Below are 24257 nucleotides of genomic sequence, written 5' to 3'. Positions count from 1 at the left end.
TATCAGAAACGGCGGTCGCCGATACCGAAGACGAATTCAAAGCCGCTTTGGTTCGGGTAGTCTTTGAACCAACCGAGGTCTTGATCCCATAGAAGGCGTTTGGCGAGATATATTCGCAGCGGCAGAATTGGAATCTGCAAGCGAAAGCCAAAACCCCAGCTGTAACGAAAGTAGTTAAGAGAAAAATTCTGCTGCGTGAGCGCCGCTGAGTTATACGCATTGATTGTCGCCGCCGGAGTCGTCGAGCTAAAACTATATTCAGCCTGATTCTGGTAGAGCGCACCCGCATCGAAGAACAGCACGAGCCAGAAAAGCGAAGGCTCAACCGGTACGCGAATCTCGCTGCCGAACAGAATGCGGTGCGAACCGCCGTTACGCCAGGTGCTGCCTGCGGGGGTGTCGCCATAGAGCGGGTCAAAGAGTGTCCAGCCGCGTAAGCTCTCGTAACCACCGAGGTAAAGGCGGTCTTGAATTTCGACATAAGGGTTTTCGGCGTTATCTTGCGAACCCCAGAATGGTTTAATCGGCTGTGTGAAAGTCGCAGAGGCACGCACCTCGTTCACCACGCGCCAGCGCCGCAGAACGTTCTTGCGTATCAGGTTAAAGAAGGTGTAATCCATCATCCACCAGAAAAAGTCAAACTGCGGATAGTAGCGCATGAAGTGGTCTTGGCCGCCCAGGATATTGCCGACAAAGTCATGCGAGAATTCGAAACGCGTGCCGCGTGTTGTATTAAAGATATTATCGCGGTTGTCATAGAAGATGCCATTGGTAATGGTGTTCTTGACCTGCCAGCCCCGCTGAACGAGAAGAAATACGTTATCGTCGACCATACTCGAGGCGCTGTTCGCGACCGAAAGCTGCGGCGAATAGCGGTGGTAGTGCCCCCAGTTAATGAAGAGACGGTGACCGATGCCGATTGTGGTACCCACAGTATCGAGGTTGTACGTCGCCGATTCGTCATTGGGCGCAATGCTGATCGAGCCTGAAAGTACGCGCCGGCGCACATAAAAGCCCGTCAGAGTCAGCGACCAGGGCGTATCGAAGAGCCAGGGCTCGGTCCACGAGGCTTCGAGCGCCGTTCTTAATGGACCAAATTCAACGCGACCCGAAATGCGCTGTCCGGTACCGTTGAGGTTGTTTTCTGCTACCTCTGTAAAAATAGAAAAACCGGTATTCGTTCCATAACCACCGCCGAGAGAGATCGTGCCGGTGGGCTGTTCTTCGACATCGATCACAAGGTTCATCTTGCCTTCGCTCGAACCCGGCCGCGCGTCAACGTTCACTTCTTTGAAGAATTGCAGGTTGTGCACGCGCTCGCGTGAACGTTGCACAAGTTCTGAATTGAAAAGTTCACCCTCATGAATGATGAGCTCCCGGCGAATTACCTTATCGAGAGTCTTCTTATTGCCCTTGATGATGATGTTTTCGATAAAACCCTTGTCGCCTTCGGCAATGACGAACTTCGTATGCACAAATTTTTTGCCTTTGAGCTCTGGGCTGCTTTCCAGTATGCGCGAGAGTCGCTTTAGGTTATAATAATCGCCACCCTTTTGCTCCGATTCTTTTTGCTGAACCGAATTGCGTTTTTCTTCGATCGCTTCTTTCGTCAGCGGTATTACAGTACGTTCAGGCTGAACGCGCGCATAGATGTAGCCTTCTTGTGAATACAGGTAGTTGACGATACCGCGGTCACGGTTAAACTTGCCGTTATCGAGCACCGAACCGACATCGCTGGTCGTATATTCAAAGAACTCTTCGACTTTGTCCCGGCTAAAGAGCTGCTTCTTGGTAGTTGGGTTAAGAAAGCGTTCATCCCACGCGATGTCATAGCCATTGTAGAAATACTGGTCACCTTCTTTTACCTTGTATGTAATGACAATGACCCGTTCTTCTTGTGTTTTGGGATTTTTCCAGCGATAGTCGTAACGGGCATCTTCTAGCTCGACGTCGAGAAAACCCTGATTCTTGTAAAAATCCAAAATGCTGTTCTTGTCTTTTTCGAAGGTGTCGCTCTTAAAAGTGCCGTCAGCGATGAAACCGTCTTCTTCGAGTTCAAGCACCGAGAGAACATCTTCGGGGTCGGCTTTGGTGACACCCAGTAGGTTGATTTTGGCGATTTTGATATTTTCGCCCTCATCGACCACGAACGTGATGTTGATGGTATTTTTCTTGTCATCAACGTCACTTTTGCGCACACGCACGCTCGCGTTGAAAAGCCCCTTCTCGCGGTACTTGGCGAGAATGCGCTGTATCGAATCTGAGACCTTGCGGTCGGTGAAAATATCATCTTCTTTCAGCGGAATTGCCTGCTGTACGTCGGTTGCCGAAAGCTCGTCGAGGCCAAGAAAGCTGATATCTTTGACGCGCGGGCGCTCTTGAACGTAAAAGGTAAGGGCCACGCCGTCGTTCAGGTCTTCGCCCTCAACACGGGCGTAGGCGAAAGAACCTTCGCCAAAGAGCGCCTTGATGTCGCCGTTTAACAGCGGCACGGTGAGTGTCTGCCCTTCTTTCATCTGTATAATATCGTTGTAGATCGTATCGCGGGAAACATTGATGTTGCCCTTGAACTCTATTTTGCGAATTTTCTTGCCGATGTAGCGTTCGGCCTGAGCATGAATATAATTGTGCGTCGCAACAGCGAACGCCACGGCTGTAACGATCGCGGTAAACGGTATAAAAGAGCGGGAAACAGAAGAGATGTGACGTCGCAAAAGGGTAACCTTAACCCTTAGACGAAACCGGTAGTTCACAGAGGGCGTCAATCGCGATGAAGCACCGCAGCAAGCGCCAGATGGCCAGGCGGGTAAGGCGGTCAGACCCGCTGCACAAACGCCGAGATCAGCCTGGTGACCTCGTCACGGTGGGTGTGGTGCAGCCAGTGCGCCGCATCGGGTAAATCGTGTGACTCGAGCAGCGGAAAGGCGGCGCGCATTCGGACTATATCCTCATTGGTGACGTAGTCTGACCTGAGGCCGCGAATCGACAGCACGGGGCCACGAAAGAGCGGATTTTCATAAGGCGGAAACACCGTGCGCGATTTCGAATCTTCGATCGCAGCAATGTTGTTCTGCCAAACGAACTGGCCGGTTTCATCGCGGCCGATGTTCATCTGCAAGAATTGACGCACCACTCTGTCAGGCAGAACCTTCTGCATCACATCGTCGATATCTTTGCGCGTCGCCATGGCGCTCACCATGATTTTCTGTGCGGCAATTTCTTTTTCATGCCCCAGCGGGTAGGTTCGCGGCGCGATATCGAGCACGACAAGCGCCCTGACGGTGTCTCCCCTTCGCCTTATGTAATCCATCGCGGTGAGGCCGCCCAGCGAATGGCCGATCAGAATAGGATTTTTAATCTGCTGCTCGGTGATAAACTCAGCAAGATCTTCGCTGAGCTCGTTCAGGTTATGCGTCGCCGTGTGGTGCGAAAGCCCATGGTTACGCGCGTCGTATGCATAAACAGTAGCATACGGCGTCAGCGCGGCGGCGACTGAAGAGAAGTTTTTTGCCGAACCAAAGAGTCCGTGCAGAATAATCACTGTTTTGTCCCTCTGCCCTTCGTAACGATCGTATCGCAGCATTTTGGGATACTGTATTAACGCCCGATGCCGCGTAATATTCTTTACACAATCAGTTAGCAGGCACTCTCTACCGCCATGTCGCATGAGGTTCGCTTTTCCGCCAACAAATTCTGGATGAACTGGCAGTCAATGGGTCGGGCGCAAGAACTCGACGCGCTGATGCACGCCGGTTTTAGAAAATGGCCGGCCGCTTTTTCTACAGACTACATGAAGACCAGCGAACTGGCACCGCTCGAGAAATGGGCGGCAGAACTGAGGCAGCTCGACGCACAAACCCTTATCGTCATCGGCATCGGTGGCTCATCTCTCGGCGGCATCGCGCTCAAGGCGCTGATCGACGCACACAGCGACCGCCTGATTTTCTGGGAGGGCCCGCACCCGTCAAAGATGCAGAAAATTGCGCAGATTGCCGAGCAGAAACAAACGGCAGTTCTGGTGGTGTCGAAGTCGGGCACAACTCTTGAAACCCGGGCAAATCTGTCGCTCTTTCGCCAGTTTTTTCCCGGTGTGCCCGAATATTTCGTGACGAGCGAACCGGCGGCGATCAAAGATTTGGGAGCAAACTCAAAAAATACCTTCTTAATACCCAAAGATCTCGGCGGCCGCTTCAGCATCGTCTCTCCCGTCGGTATGATGCCGGCGATGTTCGTCGATTACAACGTGAAGGCTTTTCTCACCGCATTCGATGAGGCCAACGCTGAATGGGAGATTTCGATTCCCGTGGCCGAAAATGTCGCCAAACAAACGGCAATCCACTTTTATAATCTTTTCGCCGCGCGCTTCACCGGCGTCGCGTTTTGGGTTTATGCCGCCGACCTCGTCGACTGGGGCCGCTGGCTCGTGCAGCTCTGGGCCGAATCGCTCGGCAAAAAACCCCACATCGCCGCGCTGCCCATGATCGTGCAGGGCCCCGAAGACCAGCACTCGCTGCTGCAATATTTTATGGAGGCTTCAAACCGCCACCTGCACTGCTTCGTACACACGCAGAGTTACGGGTCACGCGACAGCCTCATCAGCTCTGAAATTCGCGGCGACTTCGCCGACAAGTCGATGAGCCAGATTCTGAATGCGCAGATGAAGAGCATTGAATCGGCGCTGTCGGCGAAAGAACGGCCGGTAGCCGAATACATGCTCAGCGATCTTTCTGAAACAGAAATGGCGCGCTGGTTCTGTTTCTGGATGCATGTTGTATCGTATCTCGGCTACCTGTGGGAGATCAATCCGTTCGATCAGCCAGGCGTCGAGGCCGGCAAAATTATCTGCAAGAAGCTGCTGCGCGGCGAGAACGTCGAAGAAGCGGTGCAGCCGGTTTTCGACCTGCGATGATTTTCGCCGGTGCGGCGGCCCTTGCCGCCACGATTTATCTCGCCTTCAGGTCTTACCGCCACCAGCCCAGGAGTTTCGCAAGTTACTTTACTGATTTCAAGCCGATGGTCGCCACGCACCGGGGTCATGGCAAAATGGGCGCCGTCGCCGAGAACACGCTGGCGGCGTTCAAAGCCTCAGAAAAGCTCGGGTTTCGCGCGCACGAACTCGATGTGCGCATGAGCCGCGACAAGAAGATCGTGCTGCTGCACGGCCCCACACTCGCACACACGACAAATGGCAAAGGCCGCGTCGAAGAGCGCAGCTACCACGAAATCGCCAGGTTGAATGCAGCGCATTATCTGAATCCGGCGGGTACTTCAAGAAAAAATCAGCAGGCGCATGAGCCGGTACCCCTGCTCTCTGAAGTGCTGCGCAATATTCAGAAAACTTCGTTCGTCAACGTTGAAATCAAGCGCGACCGGTTCGATTTTAATACGAAGCTCGAGCCGCTGGTCGATCAGGTCGTCAACGAAACGGGTGCGGCGCCGCGCGTCTGCTATTCAGGCTTTCACTTTCTCACGCTTTGGCATATGAAAAATACCGGCACGCGATGCCCGGTCGGATTGCTCATCGAACCGGGTATTTTCGCCCGCTTCAAGTGCTGGCTCTATCGTCACGTTCTATTGCCCGACAACATTCACCTGCACCACTCCACGGCAACGGCGAGCCTGTTGCAGGCACTGAAGCGCCGCGGTTATGGCATCGCCATCTGGACAGTCAACGATGCCGCGCGGGCGCGCGAACTCTTTGCCCAGGGCGCCGATATGGTCATTACTGACAATATGAGTTTTATAGAAGATTTCGCCGCCGAACACCGGGCAAAAAAAAGCAAAAAGCCAACGGCGAAGAAACGCCGGCGAAAGTAGGCCTCGGCTTCACGGGCCACGGCTGACAAGAAAATCATCGCGAATCGACTGCGCCTGTGCATAATAAGCGCTGCCGAACAGCACGGCATGTGTCAGCAGTGGGTAAACCTGATAAACCTGCTGCAATAGCTCTGAATCTTCACGCGGCGGCAAGAGCGAGAAATAGCTTGCATAGAACGCCTCACCCAACCCGCCAAAGAGCCGCGACATCGCAATGTCGACGAGGCCGTCGCCAAAATAACATGCCGGGTCGATAAAGACCGGCCCCGTCTCGCCGTAGAGCAGATTGCCCGGCCACAGATCGCCGTGAAGCAGCGAAAATTCGTTCACCTTACCGAGATGCGGGCGCACCGTTTTGCCAAAATCGCGCCAGAGATTCAGCTCTGCGCTCTCAAGATCGAGCCTACCGAGCATCGGGGCAAGCCTATGGTCAAGATAGAAATCAGCCCACGCAGACGCGGGTGCGTTGGGCTGCAAGAAGGTTGCCAGATACGTGTCTTGTTGAAATCCGCATTGTGGGCTGCGGGTGTTGTGCAGGTGCGCGAGCGCTTCGCCAGCCGCTGCCTCAGCGACTTCACCCGGCGCGATATAGCTCATGAGCAGAAAATCTTCGCCTGCGGTTATGATTTCGGGTGTAGGCACGCCGGCAGATTTCAGTGTTTCGAGGCACGCTCTTTCTGAGGCGAAAAAACCATCTGGCGGCGTCTTGTGTTGCTTGAGCACATAAGGGCCATTTACAGCGTCAATGCGCGAAATAGAGGCGATGCTGCCGCCCTTAAGTTCTGAAACCTTCAGCCATGGGCCGGTAATTTTTTCGATTGCGGCGCGGCTGGCAGCGTGCATTGCCCAAAATCAGATTTTTTCTTTGAGCAGAAGCGCGGGTGACTGCCGCGAGTAGATAACGGCGAAAATACCAAAACTTGCCACGAGCAAAATACCCAGCGCAAACTGGCCCGCAATCACCCTCTCGAAACTTGCGATCGGCATACTCTTTTGAGAGAAGAAGTTGCTCAAAATGAGATCAGTTGAAACTGCGGGCAAGAGAGCCAGCAGCGCCACAAATATATTCTGCATCGAATAGTAGCTGAGTATCTTGAGGCGGGTAAAGCCCAGCATTTCAAAGTTGCCAATTTCATAGCGCAGCGAGCGGCACAAGATGGCCTGCACCATGAGCACGCCAAAGGCAAAGCCGAGCAGTAGCAGTCCGAAAGCGTAAAGCAGCAGCGTGTTGCTGGTGCTCAAAAACTTCTCGTACCGAATAAAGACGGCAGTTTCAATATAGGCAATGAGGTAGAGAATACCCGCCAGCACCCACATCACGGGTGCGCGCTTCAGACCCAACCGCCAGAATTGTATCATTTGGTTGTGGTCTCGGGTATATAGACAGTCATGTCTGCAACTTTATCGCCCGCTGTGATATCGACGACACGCACACCCGAAGCCGTTCGTCCCTGCAGCGCAATTTGTTTCACTTCGCTGCGCAGCACCATGCCAGAGAGAGTTGTGACTATGACTTCTGCGTCTTCGGTTACAGTGCGAATCGCGACAGCTTTACCCGTTTTGTCTGTCGATTTGAAGAACGCCATGCCTTTGCCGCCACGCCCTTTTGAACCAAACTCGTCATATTTCACGCGTTTGCCATAACCACTTTCGCTGACGACCAGCAAGAATGACTTATTGCCTCTCACAACATCGAGTCCGCTCATGTAGTCCTGGCCTTCGAGCGTCATGCCGATGATACCCGAGGCGGCGCGGCCCTGTGGGCGCATCTTGCCGAGATTGGTTCTCAGGCCCGCCCCTTCAGCAGTGGCCATAAAGATATCGTCTTTGTCGTCAACAATCGCAACATCGACCAGATAGTCCTTTTCAGACGCCTTAAACTGCATCGCCATCACTCCACCCTTTTTGGCGTTCGAGATCTGGCTAAGTTCGAGTTTCTTGATGATGCCGAGCCGGGTCAGCATGAGCAGGTATTTCTTTTCGCTGAAGTCGGTGACCGAACGAATGACCGTGACAACCTCGTCGGCACCCAGGCTGAGAAAGCCCTTGATGTGCTTGCCTCGCGCGTCTTTGGTCGCTTCGGGCACTTCATACGCCTTCATGTAGAAGACTTTGCCGCGCGTTGAGAAGAACAGCAGATAATCGAGGCTCTGGCAGAAATGAACATGCTTTAGTGCATCTTCTTTTTTACCGCCCGAAATCACGCCCTTGCCACCGCGGTGCTGGCGCTTGAAGGTGTCGAGCGGCATGCGGCGAATGTAACCACCCTCAGAGATGGTAATCACTTCGTTCTCATTCTGAATGAGATCTTCGGTGTCCATTTTAAGTGAATCGGCGTCGACGAGCGAGACTTCAGATGCCCTATCGATGCCGTGTTTTTGCGTCACGACGCCGAGTTCGCTCTTGATAATACCGAGCATTTTGCTCTCTGATTTGAGAATCGCCTTGAGCTCGCCGATCAGCTTTTTGATCTCGTTTAACTCTTCGAGAATCTTTTTCGATTCGAGTGAAGTCAGTTTTTGCAGTCTCATCTCGAGAATTGCATTCGACTGTATTTCAGAGAGCTTAAAGCGCTTCATGAGCGACGAGCGCGCGATATCGACTGTTTCACTCTTGCGAATGATCTTGATGACTTCGTCGATAAAGTCGAGCGCGATCTTGAGGCCCTCGAGAATATGAGCGCGCTCTTCGGCCTTTCTGAGGTCATACTTGGTTCTGCGTTCGATCACCTCGCGGCGGTGCGTCAGGTAGTGCTGCAGCATCTGTTTGAGATTCAAAAGCTTCGGCTCTTGATTGACGAGCGCGAGAAAGATAATGCCGTAGTTGATCTGCAGCGCGGTATGCTGGTACAGCTGGTTCAGAACAATATTCGCCTGCGCCTCTTTGCGCAGTTCGAACACGATGCGCATGCCAGTGCGGTCAGATTCGTCACGAATCTCTGAAATGCCTTCGATCTTCTTGCTGTTCACCAGATCGGCGATGCGCGCGAGCAAGTCGTTTTTACGCACTTCATAGGGTATTTCAGTGACAATGATGGCCTCGCGCCCGCGCGAGTTTTCTTCGATATTTGCGACGGCACGAATTTTAATCGAGCCGCGCCCTGTGGTGTACGCCGATTTCAGGCCGTCTTTGCCGATGATGATACCCCCGGTCGGAAAGTCAGGCGCCGGTACCTTTTTCATCAGCTCTTTGATGCTCACGTCGGGGTTGTCGATAAGCAGCTCGAGCGCTGAAACGACTTCTTTAAGATTATGCGGAGGTATCTTCGTCGCCATACCGACCGCGATGCCCGACGAACCGTTGACGAGAAGATTCGGCCACGCTGCGGGCAATACCTGCGGCTCACGGCGCGTGCCGTCGAAGTTGTCGTTGAAGTTGACGGTCTCTTTGTCGATGTCGCGCAGCAATTCTTCAGCCATGCCCGTGAGGCGGGCCTCTGTATAGCGGTATGCCGCCGCGGGGTCACCGTCGACCGAGCCGAAGTTACCCTGACCGTCGATCAGAACCTGTCGCAGTGAAAATGGTTGCGCCATGCGCACCATGGTGTCATAAACTGCTGAATCGCCATGCGGGTGGTAGTTACCGATTACCTCACCCACAATCTTGGCTGACTTGACGTAGGCCCTGTCTTGCCGCCATGCACGCTCGTTCATCGCGTGCAGAATGCGGCGGTGTACGGGTTTTAGACCGTCGCGCACGTCGGGCAGAGCGCGCCCGACAATGACGCTCATCGCGTACGCCAGGTACGACTTTTTCATCTGGTCTTCGATCTCGACCGGAATAATCTCTTTTGCAACCGTGGTAGGCAATTTTTCGTCTTGCTCGCCTTTGCCTTTACCCTTGCCCTTCGCCATGTGACATAATAGAGGAGGATTTCATACGGTCGAGTACAATGATGAGACCAGATCGGGCTATTGCTCCGGCTTATTAAAATCGGATTCGCAAGATTCGGGTCGCCGACCGCGCCCACCTTTATGATATTGCGTTTTCCATGCAAGACAACCACTATGAAACCATGGCGCGCATCATTGAATACGCTGACTCGGTCTACCCGAAGGTTCCCGAAACCGTCGAGCTGCGCGCAGCCTCAGGTTTGTCGGATTTCTACTTCGATCGCCTGTTTTCACACTATGTTGGCGTGCCGCCGAAGCGTTATCTGCAATTCTTGCGCCGGGAATATGCCTTGACCGTGCTCGAATCGAGCCGCGATCTTGTCGAGGCAGCCTTTCACCTCGGGCTCAGCGGCACCGGCAGACTGCACGATCTTTTGGTGACCACAGAAGCGGTGACGCCCGGCGAATGGCGTTCAGCCGGTGCAGGCCTTGAAATCCGCCATGGCATTCAAGATACGCGGTTTGGCAAAGTCTTCATCGCCGAAACCGACCGCGGCATCTGCGAGCTGCAGTTTCTGCAAAATGGCCCAATCGCGGCGCTGGTGTCGAATCTGCGGCGCAGGTTTCCGGCGGCGCGGCTACGGGAGGTTGAAACGCCAAACGCCGACATCGCGGCATACCTCGATCACGGTGGCCAGAAACCCGATTTGTATCTTTGCGGCACAAATTTTCAGCTGAAGGTGTGGCAGGCGTTGCTGCTCGTACCCGAGTCGACTCTCGTCACCTATGACCAGCTCGCTACCGCTGCCGGTTCGCCGCGGGGTGTGCGCGCGGCGGCTTCTGCAGTTGCGAAAAATCCGATTGCGTGCCTTATACCCTGCCACCGGGTCATTCGCAAGACAGGTGCCTTCAACCAATATCGGTGGGGCGCGACGCGCAAGAAAATGCTGATTGCGCACGAGGCGGCGCGCTCAGGCCTGCTCATGGGCCAGTAGAGAGGCAAACGAACTGCGGATAAATCTGCTGCACCGCGCGAATCGCAGCCGGCAGCGAACCTGTTGCCTGGTAGCGCTCCAGCAAGACCACCATGAGGCTGGCATCGTCAAAATCGCTGAGATATTCCAGCGGAGTGAGTGTGTTCTGCGCCGGCAAATCATGCAGCGACAGGTTCTCCCCCTGTGCAAGGCACGCGCTGTGCACATAGAGCGCTGTATTCAACTGCGGCATGGCGTATGCACCATCGCTGAGGTTAAGGCAAAGTTTCCCACCCGCAACCGACCCGTGCCCGCGGTAGACGACGAGCTGCCACTCCCGCATCTCAAGTGCCGATTCAACGCGCCGCTGGCTCAACTGGCCGTAGACATGGCGAAAGCGAAAACCCTGAACACCCTTCGACCAGAATGGCAGCGCGTGCTCGAGCATCGGCAAAGCGCTGCCCGAAATATTCGTGAGCACCAGCACGTCTCTGATTTCACGGCGAAACCGGGTTCTTCGGGTCAGCGGCCTTTCGCCCTGTAGCGTGATGCCCGTGGCGAGTTTCAGCCGGTAGAGCTCGCTTAGTTCTGCCATCGAATCAGAAACGAGCGTCACACGAAAGCTGCCTAGCACCTGTTGTATTCGCTTCAGCTCGCTTCTAAGGCGGATGATGCTACGGTCGAAAGCCAGAGCTGACAACAGGCCTTCACCGCCAACATGCAGCACAAATTTTTCCGCGACGCCGTGAATGCGCACTTCACTCTGCGGGCTACCGGGGCGGCGTGCCGCTTCGATAAATGGCCGAAACTCCGCTGCGGCCAGCGGGTGTTCGCCGTTAGCGCGAAACCTGATGCGCACATCAACCGGCACCGAGTTCTTGCGGCGAATCCAAGGCGTCAGGTTTTTGCGGCGGCGCAGGTCTTCGATGCGTAAAAGGTGTGTAAAGTCATCGCTGACGATCGCGGCAATGCCCGAGGCTCTGCTTTTCTTGCGGGCGGCAGCCGAGCTTTCAGTCAAGAGCAGATATTTCAGAACTTAGCCCCCTTCGCATACGAGTCGCACTTTTTGAGCGCAACGACAGCCCGGTCGAAATTCGGGGCCAGCTCGAGCGCCAGTGCAAACGAGGCACGGGCTTCTGCCAGCTGCCCGGTGTTGTAATAGACGATGCCGTCTGCGTAGGCCTTCATCGCGCGGGGCGCAATCGGAATATCCGATTCGGCCCACTTGGCGCGGTTGATACGCCCTTCGATACGGGCAAAAAGCGCGCGCGCTTTCGCGTTATCGGGGTCTTCGGCCAGAAGCTGCCGCAGCACCTGCAACGCCGCCTCGGGGTCGCTCTGCGATAATAGCAAAGCCTTTTTATACAGGGCTTCGAGAAATTCTGCGGGCTGCACCGATTTTTTCAGCAGCTGCGTCTTTTCGGCGAGCTCGCGTTCGAGCTGCGGTATCACGGGATTTTTCGGGTCTATGAATTTCAGAATCTCGAAAAAGCGCCGGGCTTCGTATGCATTGGTATCTTTCGTGCGGTAGATCGTATCGATCAGATCTTGAATGATGCCGTCTTTGCGTTCGGGGTTCAGAATAATCGTGCATGAAAGAATGTACTGGTTCGATATTCTGTTTTTGGGAAATATCTCTACAATCGCCCCAAAATGCTGCTGCGTGGCAATACAGTCCCGGTTTTTGTAGCTCGTCATGCCCAATGAAGTTAAAGACTGTACGAAATTAAAGTAAGGCGAGTCGCGCGTGATGAACTCGTCGTCTTGCCGCAGCATCGCCTCTTTCGCGCGCTGCAGCAGCTGTTCGGCGTGTTTTTTCGTTTCGTCTTGTTTAAACTGCGTCGCAATCGAAATCACAACCTCTAGGTCTTCAATCGCCGCCGGATAATTCTCGAGCAACAGCTGCAGCATCGCTGACTGGTAGCGGCGCTCGAGTTCTTTGAGCCGGTCGGTGTAGAGATTTTCTTCCTGGGCTTTTTTGGCGGCCATCGCCTTTTTGATCAGTTCATCCCAGTTGGCAAGCTTCGGGTCGAGCGCCTGACCGACACGGTAGTGCTCGATCGCCAGGTTGTAGTCTGTTTTACGAAACGCCTCATTGCCGCTCAGCAGGTATTCTTTCGCGAGGTTTTTGCGCTCGCCTTTGCCGAGCTGCTGTTGCATAAAATCGATGAGCGCCGCCCTGCGCTCTATAGCCTGACTGTTTCGGGGTTCGATGCGCAGAATCTTGTCGTATACCGAAACAGCCTGCGCGAAGCGGCGGTCCTTTTCATGTTTCTCGGCCTGGCGAAAGAGGCCTGCGACCTTTTGATCGCCGTCTTCTTGGTTGAGCAACCGTTCCGCTTCGGCGTACCCCATTTTGGCATCGAGCGAATCGGGTGCGATTTTGAGTGCACCGCTGTAAAAGTGCATAGCCTCGGCATACTTCGAGGCATCCATCGCCGCCTGTGCCTTTTGCATCTGCTCTTCGTAAGCCTTGCGCTTGGCTTCGGGCATCTTCAGCAAAATCTGCTTCGTATTATCAGCACGCTTCTTTAAGAGCAGTTCGCGCAGTTCGGGAATGCGTAAATGCCCGGGAAACGTCGCTTCGGCTTCATCGAGTTCGCGCTCCGCGTTTTCGAATTTTTCAAACGCTATCAGTTTGACTGTGTTGCGTATGTGCAATTCTGCAATGAGCAGGTCGGCATACGCTTTGCCGTGGTGCAGCACAGTGGGTCTCCAGGTCGAATCAAAATCGAGTGCATTCGCGAGCATCTGGCGCGATTCAGAAAGACGCTTCTGGTTGTAGGCTATGATACCCTGTTTGGTGAGCGCCAACACCTCGTCATAAGTCTGCGCCGCCAGAGGCAGAGTCGCAAGAAATATGCAGAGCAGAAAGCGCATTACGAAGCGGTGAGCAATTCTTTGGGGAGCTTGAAAATCACGTCTTCTTCTTTCAGGCGCAGCTCACTGACAGTCATGAAGCCGAATTCATCTTTGAGCCTTGCCGTCACCTGCTGCACCAGAACTTCGGGCGCCGACGCGCCGGCAGTGAGGCCCACTGAATCTGCCCCCGCCAATTGCTCCGTTGAAATATCATTCGCGTTATCGATAAGAAATGCCCGGGTGCCCTCTGATTCGGCGAGTTCTTTGAGGCGATTCGAATTGCTCGAATTGCGCGAACCGATCACGAACATTACTTTTACCTTCGGCGCAATCGCCGAAACGGCCTCTTGCCGGTTCGTCGTCGCATAGCAGATGTCGCTCGAGCTCGGGCCTTCGATCTGCGGAAAACGTTCGCGCAGGCGCTCGATCAGCCCACGCGTGTCGCGCACAGAAAGTGTCGTCTGTGTCAGGTAGGCCAACTTCTCTGTGGGTGAAAATGCCAATAAATCAATGTCGGCAAGCGTCTCGACAATCGTCATCTGGTCTGGCGCCTCGCCATAGGTACCACGCGCTTCGATATGGTCTTTGTGCCCGATGAGCACAATCTTATAGCCTTCGCGCGCATAGCGCCGGGCCTCAATGTGCACCTTCGTCACCAGCGGGCAGGTGGCATCGAGAATTTTGAGATTCTTTTCTTTCGCGAGGGCGACGACGGCAGGCGAAACACCATGCGCGCTGAAGATAACGGTCTGCGCGGCTGGTATTTCATCGATCGTATCGACGAAGACGACACCCTTTTCGCGCAGCCCCGCGACCACGTGCTTGTTGTGTACGATTTCATGGTGAACATAGAGAGGCGCCCCATAAACTTCGAGTGCCTTTTCGACGATCGAAATCGCGCGATCGACGCCGGCGCAGAATCCCCTGGGCGCTGCGACGATAATCTCTTTCATCGTTTACATTTGCTCGCGAACCTGCCGCGTCAAACCATAAGGCACCTGCCTGCAACTGGCTTCCATTGCCAGGTGCAGAGGCTCGGTGCCGGTCTTTGCCCAGACGTTCAGCTGTTGAAATAACAATCGGTCACACTCTCTTTGCGCGTCGCTATTTTGCGTTTTCCCGGGCGTATCGAGTACGTAAGTGAGGTGTTTCACCGCAGCACCCTCTTGCCCGCCAGCCCCGGTGACCAGGTGCACCCTGCGGTATTTATCATGAGGATTCAGATCATTTCTGCCCTCTATCATCGTGGTGAACCTTGCGCCCTTCGCCTCAAGATAGCGTACCAGCAACCTTCGGCGGCGCGCAGCACCCCAACCGTCGCTACCGCCCTGGTACTCAGGGCGTCGAAAAGCGTCGCTGAGGTCATTCAGCCCGCTGTGATTTCGGCTGTCACAGCCGATGAAGATGAAAATCGAAAGGCAGACTGCTCTGAATACTGATGCGTGCCGCACTTCTCAGTAATCTTTGCGTTTGCGGCCGTTATTGATCTTGCTCAGCAGCAGCACGCTCGTGACACCACCAATCAGCGCCGCAATGATGTTCACGTTGCTGATACCGAGGCCGTTTTGCATACCGTCGATGATGAATTTGAGCGGCTTTTGCAGAAGAAAGGCTCCCAGAATTGAACCGATCAGCGCGACAACCGCGGCACCGAGAAACCCGCCGAAGAGGTCGAGACGCCTCAGGTAGAAAAAGAACCAGCTGATCGCTGCGCCAAGCCCAATGTAGACCAGAAAATCGATAAGATACTTAGCTATATCTGACATGTTGAATACCTGCTGAAAGTTTTGAGAGTGGAGTCACGAGGCAGAGCACTATTTTATTTTTATCCCGCTGCGCTGCGCTTTTTTTTGGCACGGCTTTTTGTCTCCCTGTACAGGCTCGCCGGCCGGCTGGACGCTTTGAGCTCAACCGCCTCAAAATGGGTGACGCGCTTCTCAGCTTTTTTTGCGGCCTTTTTCGCCACAGACGCCAGTTGCGTCAGCTGAAGAAAATCCGCCACCGTATCTTTCGTGATGCCGTCGAGCACCGCGGTCGAAAGCGTCAGCAGCGGAAAAAACCGAAACTGGCCCTGCCTGTCGCTGCCGCGGTAATGGCCATTTTTCAGTTCGTCTGCAGTGAAAAATGCCTTCGCCGCGGCGGCAAATTGCTCTTCGAGTTTACGCGTCGCGATGCGCACCTGCGTCTTGCCCCCGAGCAAAAAGAAGTCATCGCCCCCGAGGTGGCCGATGAACAGGTCTTCGCGGGTTGCCTCGCGCCGCAGCTGGTAAAGAATCTGCGCAATTACCTGTATCGCTTGATCGCCGCGCTTGACGCCTTTTTCGTCGTTGAACGGCTTAAAGTTATCGAGGTCTGTGTACGCGACTGAAAACGGGCGCTTGCGCGCGAGCCGAAGATAGAACTCCGTCTCGATCGCGGCATTGCCCGGCAGACCCGAGAGCGCCTGTGCGTTGAGTTTCTTGCGCGATTGAAAGAGCAGGTTCTCAATCTTCGCAACCAGAAACCGCGGTATGACGGGTTTTAATACATAGTCGTCTATGCCGCTCTTAAAGGCCTCTTCGATGACTGCCATGTCGTCTTCGCCCGACAGCAGCAAGACCGGTAACAGGTTCGTTTCGGGATTCTGCCGCACGAGGCGGGTCGCTTTAATGCCATTCAGCGTGGGATGGTTCAGGTTGTAATCGACGATCAGCAGTGTCGGTTTGAAATCGGCGATGATTTCGGGCAGTCTTTCGGGATACATGGTAAACCGGGTCTGCCCCAGCGGCGCGAGCACCTGTCCCAGCCCCTGGGCAAAGGCCGCATCGTCTTCGAGTATCAAAAAACGCTCTGCCCCGGCCATAGTCATTATTCGGCATCGGCGCCCCCCATCTTTGGCGGAAAAGCACAATTTTGGCCTGCAGGTGCAATTTGGGTTACGAAACCCGCCTCGGCGGATTTCGTAACCCAAATTGGAAAACTCTTTCCAGAGCAGGTGGCGTTAAAACTATGCGGCCACAATCTTATGGCTACCACCTTCAGGCTCGTGCAGAGTTTTCCCGCTTCGGTCGATGCGGTGTTGTCGGCCCGCGAGCGCCGCTTTGAAGACGTCTCGAAACAAGAGGCGCTGAAAAAGCAAGAGATTCTTGATCGCAGAGAAGAAGGCAGCGTGATCGTGACCAAGCGCGCTTTTTCGTTCTCAGACAAGATACCCGAAGCGGTGCGCTCGATGGTGCCCGCGGGTTTTCTCAACATGACAGAGACCGCGCGCTTTGATACCGCGAGCAAAATCAACCGTTTTGAGGTGATGCAAGAGCAGAACCCAGACCGCCTCAGAATCTCAGGGGTTACTAAATATGTCGGCGAATCGGAAACTAGTTCGCGCCGCGAATACGAAATCACCGTGAAGGTCAACATGGCGCTGATCGGCGGCATTCTCGAATCGCAGATTGCCAGCTCGTTTCGCAAGGGCATTGAACGCGACTATGAAGTGATCAAAGCCCTGCTCTGACCCGCTGACCATGAAAGAAACCGCCGCTGTTCATCCGCCGCTGGGCATTATCACCAACCCTTACGCGGGCAAGAATGCGGCATCATCGCACCGCAGCAAAGAGCTGCAGCGCATCATCGGCAAGCACGGGCTGGTCAAAGAAAGCCGCAATATCGACCAGCTGAAATCGATTCTTTCTGAATTTGCGGCACACAAAGTGCCCTATATTGTCTGCGACGGCGGCGATGGCACCATTCACTGGGTGATCAACACCTATCTCGAGATACTCGACAAGACCAAGCGCGAGGCGATTGAGCAGCACATGCCAATTTTCGTGCCCACCAATGGCGGCACGATTGATTTTCTGGCAAAAAAGGTCGGCGCACACGGTGGTACCTTCAAAATACTCCGGAAAATACGCAAGATTCTCGATGCGGGTGAGCTTCCCCCGGCGACGCCACTGAGAACCTTCTTTATAGAGGGCAAATACACAAAAGAACATCTCGGCAAGTCGTATCGCAAGCTGGCGTTTTCGGGCGCGCTCGCAGGCATCGCGCAGAAGTTTTTCAATAAGTATTACGAAAGCCATAAACCTTCGCTGCAGACAGTCGTCGAAGTGATTACGAAGACCTTCACTTCGACGGCATTCAAAGGCTCATGGTTCGAAGGTTATATGCCCAAAGACGTGATCAACTATTCGAACGATGTGTTTGAGCCAGTAGCGGTCGATGTCAAGATCGACGGCAAGGCGGTGCCCTATAAGCGCATCAATACGCTGAACGTGGGTTCAATTGCGATCGAAATCAAAAACCTCATTAAACTCTTCGCGCAGGCAGACCGGGACAAAAAACTGCATATGCATGTCGGCTTTCTTGAGCCGCACGAGGTTTTTGCCAACCTGCCGAACCTGTTTGCAGGCAGAGACTATATCGGCAAAGAACTGGTACAGACCACATCGGAAACGATCGATATAGTTTCGCGCGAGAGCGAGGGCCTCAACCCCTGCCTCGATGGCGAACTCTTTACCGGCATGGCGACGATGAAAATATCCGTCGGGCCATCTATTCGCTTTTTGGGCATTCGCGGCGAGTGAGCACGGCAGAACTGAAAAGGGCTGATTTCGGCGATTTCGTTTTCGGCGCTGCTACATCCGCATACCAGATAGAAGGCGCGCACGACGCTGATGGCAAAACCGATTCGATTTGGGATACCTTCACCCGCCGCCGAAGAAAAATCAAGAATCGCGAACACGGCCGCGTCGCCTGCGACCATTATCACAGGGTCGACGGAGACGTGGCGATCATGCAGAAACTGAACCTGCAGGCGTACCGCTTTTCGATCAGCTGGCCGCGGCTGCAGCCAACGATTGGCGGCGCCGAGAATATTCGGGGCACCGATTTCTATTCACGCCTTGTCGACAAGCTGCTCAGGGCGAACATCAGGCCATTTATCACCCTATACCACTGGGACATGCCACAATACCTCGAAGACAAAGGGGGATGGATCAATCGAGACACTATCGGCCGCTTCGCAGATTTCGCATCGCTCGTGGGGCGCCGCCTCGGCGACCGGGTCAAAGATTTTATTGTGTTCAACGAACCGATGATTTTCTTGTCTCTTGGTAATCTTCTCGGGTTGCACGCACCCGGCCGAAGGTCGCTCAGGGGTTTCTTCGCGGCAAGCCATCATGTGCTGCTCGCCCAGGCCGAAGGCGCCCGCGCGTTGAGAGCGGTCGTTGGTTCGGCAGAAATCGGCACCACAATTTCAGCCACCGCGGCTTACCCGGCGTCGACAAGCCCGCGCGATGTTCTGGCGGCGCAAAGATTCGATACCCTCTTTAATACGTTCTATCTCGAGCCGGTTCTTGGCCGCGGTTACCCAACGGCGCATTTTCCCGCCTTGCGGCGCATCGAGAAGCACATTAGAGCCGGCGACATGCAGAAGCTGCAGTTCGATTTTGACTTCTGGGGGCTCAACACGTATACGCGCAAGCGCGTGAAATACAGCCGGTTTATTCCGTTTGTGCACTGGCGCGAGCTAAAGAACGACCCCAATGTGCCCGAGACGGCCATGCGCTGGGAAATCTATCCGCAGGGAATCTATGACCTGCTGAAGAAATATGGAAGTTACCCTGAGATTAAAAAACTGTACGTGACGGAAAACGGGGCTGCCTTTCATGATCAGGTCGTGCAGGGCCGTGTCGCAGACAGCTACCGCATCGAATACCTACGCGAATATCTGCGCGCCGTGCAGCGGGCCAAAAGCGAAGGCGTGAAGATTGCAGGCTACTTTGCCTGGTCGCTGCTCGATAATTTCGAATGGGCTGAGGGTTACCACGCCCGCTTCGGCCTGACGCACGTCGATTACGGCACACAAAAGCGCACCATAAAAGACAGCGGTTACTGGTACAGCCGGCTCATTGCGGCCGGTTCAGAACCTACTTAAGCCTGTTTCGCTGAAAAAAGTTCTTTGAGACTCTGCGTCAATGCGTCGGCGCTCTGTTTGAGCCGGCCCTGCGTTTCGCGCACGCGCTCCATCATCGGCAAACTCTGCACTTTTTGCGACCAGTCGTTGTATTGCGCTTCGAGCTTTATCAGACGCTCTTCAAACTGGTCCATCGCCTTTTTAACAGGCTCTTTGCTTTCGTCTTTGAAGTTGCCGAACTCGTATTCGATAATGTCGTCGCGCACCTTACCTTTCGTCATCAGGTGCATTTCGACCTGAAAGTATTTCTGTATCAGCGAGAACCGCCCTTCTTTGGCAAGACGGCGCACGCTCACCTGCAGCGAGGTAGATTTCAAAACATGAAGAGGTCTGAATTTCGCGGCACGATCGACCAGGTCATGGTCTTCGGCGAGCTTGAGGCTTTCATCGAAACCGCCGATTCGGTCAAACAGGCGTTTGGTGATAAAAATACAAAAACCTGCGGCGCGCGGGTTGCCGTTGGCATTCATCTTCACCGACAGATTGGCGAACGCAAACAGAATCTTGTCGAGCCTCAAATCTGACAGCGGATGAAACTCGCACGTTGCCAGATCGATAAATTCGCCATCCATTTCGGCGACAGCTTTCGCCAGAAAATCGGGCGGCAGCGAAACATCGGCATCGAAAAAGAACAGGTATTCGCCATTTGCCACCTCGGCGCCCCGATTGCGGCCCACGCCAGGCATGCCGCCCTGAACAACTCTGGCGCCATGCTCTTCGGCGATCTGGCGCGTGCGGTCTTTTGAACCCGCATCGCCGACAATAATTTCGAAATCGCGAAACGTCTGCGCTTTCAGCGAACCCAGTAAAACCGGTAAATCGCGTTCTTCATTGAGCGTCGGTATGACGACGCTGACCTTTTTTGTGGCTGCCATTTGACACAAGTGCGGCAGCTCACACTTTTCGTCTATCAGAAATAAGGGAGGTCATCCGATGCCGTAACTCGCGGGCGCGGGCTCGGGATGAGCAACATCAGCGGCCGTCGCCACCACCCAGTTTTTGCTTGAGAAACGTGCCGGTCGATTTGCTCTTCTGCACAGAACTTTCCATATAACCAAACTTGGTTTTGAGCTTGGTCTCATAGCTCTTCACATGCTCTTCTTGCCGCTTGATATCGCGGTCGAGCTGCTTCACGCGTTCGGCGTTCGACTTAATCTGCTCTGAAATAAGGCCGCGAGTAAAGCGCGTGTAAGGTTCAAGAAAGTTTTCGACAACGTGCGCGTAGCCGTTGTCGATGCGCAGGTCACCGTTGGTATCGATCGCGAAAAGCTCTTTCACCGCTGCCGGGTGTTCTGCCAGCATCTGTGCAAGTTTAGCCTCGTCGACTTCGAGATAGCCCTTAATCACCTCTTCACGCTTGCCACCGATCGCGCCGGTTGAAATGCCGATCTGCGTGAGTGTGCGTATATGCGGGTCGCGGTTCGTCGGGTATGCATTCGAAGTGTGTACCTTCAGGCCATTGACGAGCTGGCGAATTGTGGCATTGGTTGCAAGCACACCCGATTCGGCGCGCATTTCGCGGTACTTGCCCGCTTCTTTGATCTTCGCCGTCTTCGCCACATCGTCTGAGAACTGCAGCAGCTCGTTATAGGCTTTCACAAACGCCAGCACCTGCTTTTTCGCCGCATCGTTGTCGTTCAGAATTTCGGTTTCGACATTGTCCTGTGAGGTTTTCAGCAGATTCAGAGACACACCTTCGATGATATCGCCCAGGTTGCTGTTCGACTTGCGGCTAATCTGTATGCCGTCGATTTTGAGTTCGGCATTCTGCGCGGCGCGCAGCAGATTGGGAAAAATCTTTCTCTGCTCTGCTTCAGCGGGTGTTTTGGCTTCTTTGTTCTCGGTCAAGTCGACTTTGGGCTGCGGCTTCACCGCATACGTCAGTTCAAGCGGCTCGAATATGATGTCGGCGCCATTGGCGTAAAATTCGACGCCGGTGAGACCTTTCGCGACGGCAAATGTCTGCGGCCCCGTAAGTCCCGAAAGTTTATGGCGCTCTTCTTTATCGCCATATTTCAGCACAACGCCGAAATCTGCGCGCTTCATAATCTCTTTTTCGCGCGTGCGGGTTATATTGTAGGTTTCGAGCTCGATACCTTTGATATTGATGTTCTCGCGCACCCCGTCGCTCAGCGAATCGGGCGCCGCATCTTCTTCATGATCGCCGAGCGACGCCATCGCAGCTACCGAAATGCTCGTCAGGCGGCGTTCTTCTGAATTCTGCCCCGCAAGAAACTTGTAGAGGGTTGCGGAACTGTCGGCGATCGCGAGCGACTTTTTGTCTTCGGCCGGCACTCCTTTGGCGCCGCTTGTCGCCTCGAGCTGCTGCGGCTGAATCAGCCAGCGTTCTTTTTCAGTCGTCTCTTTGGGTTCAGGCTCTTTCTTCGCGTCTTTTTCGTCTTTGGGTTTATCTTTTGAGTCTTTTTTACCAAAGTCGGGGGTCGAGTTAACGGCCAAAAGCCCGAGGCTCTTGAGCAATCCGTCTGGGTCTTCTATTTTCAGCAAGGCATCTTCGCCCTGCGCAACGCTGTCTATAATGAGGATTGATTCGTCTTCTTTAATCTGCACCGTTTTGGTCGTGATGTCTTTGTTATGGTATTTTTGCAGGTGCTCGCGCAGTGACTGCAGCGTACCGCCGGCAAACTCTGATTCGGTTGCGCCGATTTTGAGCTTCGCAGCGGGTAATTTGGTCCGCAACGATTGCGGCGAGCTGGCAAAACTCAAATTTGAGGCCAGCTTCATCACCTGCAGTGTGTGGCGCGAAGGTGGCGCGTTCTTGCGCACGCTACCGTCGACGACGCCTGCAGGCGTCGAGTTCAGGCGCTTCTGTTCGAAAGCCGCTTCGAAAGACGCCATCGCGTGCAGTGCATCTTGCAGAGTTTTTGTGCGTTTTCTGAGTTCACCCAGGGCCTTCGTGGTGTCAGAGAGGTCTTTCTTATTATTCTCGAGCCGCGTGATCGGCGCCTTTTCGACCTCGACGAGCTTTCTGATGATATCTTTCGTGTCGATTCCCGACGCGAGACCTGGCATTTGCGGCGCTGGCATATCTTATGTCCCCTATTCAGCTTTTCGGCCGATATCGCAAAAGGGTAAAGCGATTTATTTTATGCGCGCAACGGGCGCGCATAAAATGACGAGAAACGGGCTATTTCAGCTTTTTCCAGATTTGGGTGCGGCCAAACATAGAAATACCGACATAACCGCGAACGCGCAGGGTCTGCCCGTTGTTCTCAGACTTGATCTTGCACTTGTAGGTCTTGCCATTATTCGGGTCCATGATCGTGCCCCCATTCCATTCGTTGCCGTCTTGTTTGAAGCCCCGCAGAATCACCAGGCCCACAACTGGCTTGTTGTAGTCGGCGCCCTTGCATTCGGTGCAGAGCGGGTTTGTGTTCTCACCGGGTTTTATCGCCAGAATTTTCGTGATCTTGCCGGTGGCGATTCCGTTCTCGACCCAAATATCAATGTACGAACGTGGTTTGCCCGATTCGTCGTCGATGGTCATCCACGTGCCGGCAACGTCGTTCGCGAAGAGCGCCGGCGCTGCAACCAAAGATGCGAGAAATAGCAGTGTCAGTTTTTTCATGCGGTACGCTGCATTCATCGCTGCAAAGGTCAAGCAATTATGCCGCACGGCAACAAGCATCGAAAAAGATGTGGGGATGCAGCAATGACATGCGCCAAGACGTGCACGCAGACAATCCTCACATTTTTTTTGGCACTCTCTGCCGTGCAGATAACCATGCGCATCACCGAAAGAAAACAACTGTCAACTATCAGCCTTGTTGCGCTGCATACAAAAATAATCCGCTATTTCGGCTAAATGTGTTGACTCGACAGAACATGAGGACATTGTTGACAACACACATTTAATCACCCTGGAGGAATCTAAATGACAACAAAAACAAACAAAAAATTCTACCGGCATTATCTGCTCGCGCTTTCATGCGTCGCTGCAGTTTCCATGGTATTTTCGGCCTGCGGTACTTCGCGCGGTGTCGCAATTTCTGATGCGGTGCGCGCTGACAGCAAAGGCCTGCCAGCCGACGTCGCCAAACTGTGGGAAAACCGCCACATCGAAGCTGAACTCGTGAAAGCGCTGCCCAAAATTGAAGAGCTGGTAAAAAACAACCCTTCAAACTACGAGTACCACATCATCGCGGCACGCGCGTTTTACACGTATGCCGACGGCCACATCTTTCTGCGCCTGACAGAAGACACAGAGAAGCAGGTGAAACCTGAACTCACGAAGGCGTATGACAAGGCAATCCAGTACGCTGAAAAAGCGATGTCGCTCGAACCGGCATTCAAGAAAAAACTGCTCGCCGGCAGCAGCATCGAAGATGGTCTCGAACTGCTTGGCAAAGACTACATCGATTCAATCTACTGGCGTTACGCCGCGTTTGCGCGCTGGTCTCGTCTTGAAGGCACAACCACTCTATTGAAGAACAAAGGCAAGTTTACCAAAATGGTCAAGCGCGTAGAAGCACTCGACCCGAACTATTTCTTTGGTGCGGTTTACCGATACTACGGCGGTGCTGAGACGCTCTCACCTACCGGCAGCATGGCGAAAGGCAAAGAAAACTTCGAAAAAGCAATTCAGCTTGCTCCAAATTTCTTTGGTAACCACGTATTTTTCGCAGATGTATGGGCCGCTAAAAAACTCGATAAAGCCCTGTTCGAAAAACACATGAACATCGCGATTAACGGCAATCCGAAAGATCTCGGCCGACCTGAGTGGGTGCCTGAGCAGATCATCGAGCAAGGCAAGGCGAAGAAATTTCTCAAAGAAATTGAAACGAGAAACTTCGACTGAGG

The 24257-nt window shown here is 53.9% G+C and carries 21 protein-coding genes; 7 read left to right on the top strand and 14 right to left on the bottom strand.

Translation table 11 applies throughout. From position 1 onward, the window contains the following. Nucleotides 1–2: 2 nt before the first annotated feature. Both TURPA_RS15355 and TURPA_RS15350 read right to left on the bottom strand, forming a co-directional pair. Entirely contained in the window at nt 3–2651 is a 2649-nt protein-coding gene (locus TURPA_RS15355; protein ID WP_041948559.1) for a BamA/OMP85 family outer membrane protein, read from the bottom strand. 164 nt (nt 2652–2815) lie between these two features. Beyond that, nucleotides 2816–3583: an alpha/beta fold hydrolase gene (locus tag TURPA_RS15350; protein ID WP_014804220.1), complete on the bottom strand. Its 768-nt coding sequence runs from the start codon at nt 3581–3583 to the stop codon at nt 2816–2818. A gap of 75 nt (nt 3584–3658) precedes the next feature. Between TURPA_RS15350 and TURPA_RS15345 the strand changes: the two genes are divergently transcribed. Continuing rightward, nucleotides 3659–4909, top strand: coding sequence for a phosphoglucose isomerase (PGI) (locus TURPA_RS15345; RefSeq protein ID WP_014804219.1), 1251 nt, complete (start codon nt 3659–3661; stop codon nt 4907–4909). Then, nucleotides 4906–5817 (top strand): glycerophosphodiester phosphodiesterase, encoded by a 912-nt coding sequence (locus tag TURPA_RS15340; RefSeq protein WP_014804218.1) that lies wholly within the window; start codon nt 4906–4908, stop codon nt 5815–5817. The genes TURPA_RS15345 and TURPA_RS15340 overlap by 4 nt, the downstream gene beginning before the upstream one ends. Nucleotides 5818–5826: 9 nt before the next feature. Here TURPA_RS15340 and TURPA_RS15335 read toward each other — a convergent pair whose 3' ends face one another. Genes TURPA_RS15335 through gyrA form a run of 3 tightly spaced genes read right to left on the bottom strand, consistent with a single transcriptional unit; the run spans nt 5827 to nt 9671 of the window. Further along, nucleotides 5827–6660 carry a fructosamine kinase family protein gene (locus TURPA_RS15335; protein WP_014804217.1) on the bottom strand — a complete coding sequence of 278 codons (834 nt, stop codon included), beginning with the start codon at nt 6658–6660 and terminating at the stop codon, nt 5827–5829. Nucleotides 6661–6669: 9 nt separating this feature from the next. After that, complete coding sequence (locus TURPA_RS15330) at nt 6670–7176, bottom strand: hypothetical protein (protein WP_014804216.1); 507 nt, start codon at nt 7174–7176, stop codon at nt 6670–6672. Then, nucleotides 7173–9671, bottom strand: a complete 2499-nt coding sequence (gene gyrA / locus TURPA_RS15325) for a DNA gyrase subunit A (protein WP_014804215.1) — start codon at nt 9669–9671, stop codon at nt 7173–7175. The genes TURPA_RS15330 and gyrA overlap by 4 nt, the downstream gene beginning before the upstream one ends. Nucleotides 9672–9808: 137 nt before the next feature. On the opposite strand from gyrA, the gene TURPA_RS15320 reads away from it, so the two are divergent. Beyond that, on the top strand, nt 9809–10645 hold the full coding sequence (locus TURPA_RS15320; RefSeq protein WP_014804214.1) for a methylated-DNA--[protein]-cysteine S-methyltransferase: 837 nt from the start codon (nt 9809–9811) through the stop codon (nt 10643–10645). On the opposite strand, the gene TURPA_RS15315 is transcribed toward TURPA_RS15320, so the two are convergent. From TURPA_RS15315 to TURPA_RS15290, 6 genes are read right to left on the bottom strand one after another with little or no spacing between them, the layout of a single operon-like run. Further along, nucleotides 10632–11642 (bottom strand): hypothetical protein, encoded by a 1011-nt coding sequence (locus TURPA_RS15315; RefSeq protein ID WP_014804213.1) that lies wholly within the window; start codon nt 11640–11642, stop codon nt 10632–10634. The genes TURPA_RS15320 and TURPA_RS15315 overlap by 14 nt on opposite strands. 11 nt (nt 11643–11653) lie before the next feature. After that, nucleotides 11654–13504: a tetratricopeptide repeat protein gene (locus tag TURPA_RS15310; RefSeq protein ID WP_014804212.1), complete on the bottom strand. Its 1851-nt coding sequence runs from the start codon at nt 13502–13504 to the stop codon at nt 11654–11656. Next, on the bottom strand, nt 13504–14439 hold the full coding sequence (gene ispH / locus TURPA_RS15305; RefSeq protein ID WP_014804211.1) for a 4-hydroxy-3-methylbut-2-enyl diphosphate reductase: 936 nt from the start codon (nt 14437–14439) through the stop codon (nt 13504–13506). Before ispH ends, TURPA_RS15310 begins: the two co-directional genes overlap by 1 nt. 3 nt (nt 14440–14442) lie before the next feature. After that, the gene (locus tag TURPA_RS23480; RefSeq protein ID WP_157210522.1) at nt 14443–14937 is read right to left on the bottom strand and encodes a hypothetical protein; all 495 of its coding nucleotides are present in this window, start codon (nt 14935–14937) and stop codon (nt 14443–14445) included. Nucleotides 14938–14940: 3 nt separating this feature from the next. Further along, nucleotides 14941–15252, bottom strand: coding sequence for a hypothetical protein (locus TURPA_RS15295; protein WP_014804209.1), 312 nt, complete (start codon nt 15250–15252; stop codon nt 14941–14943). A gap of 59 nt (nt 15253–15311) precedes the next feature. Next, complete coding sequence (locus TURPA_RS15290; protein ID WP_014804208.1) at nt 15312–16334, bottom strand: response regulator; 1023 nt, start codon at nt 16332–16334, stop codon at nt 15312–15314. A gap of 156 nt (nt 16335–16490) precedes the next feature. On the opposite strand from TURPA_RS15290, the gene TURPA_RS15285 reads away from it, so the two are divergent. Genes TURPA_RS15285 through TURPA_RS15275 form a run of 3 tightly spaced genes read left to right on the top strand, consistent with a single transcriptional unit; the run spans nt 16491 to nt 19400 of the window. After that, a complete protein-coding gene (locus TURPA_RS15285) occupies nt 16491–16976 on the top strand; it encodes a DUF2505 domain-containing protein (RefSeq protein ID WP_014804207.1) in 486 nt (161 codons plus the stop codon). 10 nt (nt 16977–16986) lie between these two features. Continuing rightward, a complete protein-coding gene (locus tag TURPA_RS15280; protein WP_014804206.1) occupies nt 16987–18048 on the top strand; it encodes a diacylglycerol kinase family protein in 1062 nt (353 codons plus the stop codon). Next, nucleotides 18045–19400, top strand: coding sequence for a GH1 family beta-glucosidase (locus tag TURPA_RS15275; RefSeq protein WP_014804205.1), 1356 nt, complete (start codon nt 18045–18047; stop codon nt 19398–19400). Before TURPA_RS15280 ends, TURPA_RS15275 begins: the two co-directional genes overlap by 4 nt. Here the strand turns inward: TURPA_RS15275 and TURPA_RS15270 are convergent. The 3 genes from TURPA_RS15270 to TURPA_RS15260 form a co-directional block, all read right to left on the bottom strand. After that, entirely contained in the window at nt 19397–20314 is a 918-nt protein-coding gene (locus tag TURPA_RS15270) for a glycosyltransferase (protein ID WP_014804204.1), read from the bottom strand. The two genes, TURPA_RS15275 and TURPA_RS15270, sit on opposite strands and share 4 nt — an antisense overlap. Before the next feature lie 97 nt (nt 20315–20411). Next, a complete protein-coding gene (gene fliD / locus TURPA_RS15265; protein WP_014804203.1) occupies nt 20412–22484 on the bottom strand; it encodes a flagellar filament capping protein FliD in 2073 nt (690 codons plus the stop codon). A gap of 100 nt (nt 22485–22584) precedes the next feature. Then, entirely contained in the window at nt 22585–23025 is a 441-nt protein-coding gene (locus tag TURPA_RS15260) for a DUF2147 domain-containing protein (protein WP_217157580.1), read from the bottom strand. 306 nt (nt 23026–23331) lie between these two features. Between TURPA_RS15260 and TURPA_RS15255 the strand changes: the two genes are divergently transcribed. Then, nucleotides 23332–24255: a TRAP transporter TatT component family protein gene (locus TURPA_RS15255; protein ID WP_014804200.1), complete on the top strand. Its 924-nt coding sequence runs from the start codon at nt 23332–23334 to the stop codon at nt 24253–24255. Nucleotides 24256–24257 lie beyond the last annotated feature (2 nt).

The sequence above is a fragment of the Turneriella parva DSM 21527 genome, from assembly GCF_000266885.1.
Classification (GTDB): Bacteria; Spirochaetota; Leptospiria; order Turneriellales; family Turneriellaceae; genus Turneriella; species Turneriella parva.
This window is presented reverse-complemented; position numbering and strand designations above follow the sequence as displayed.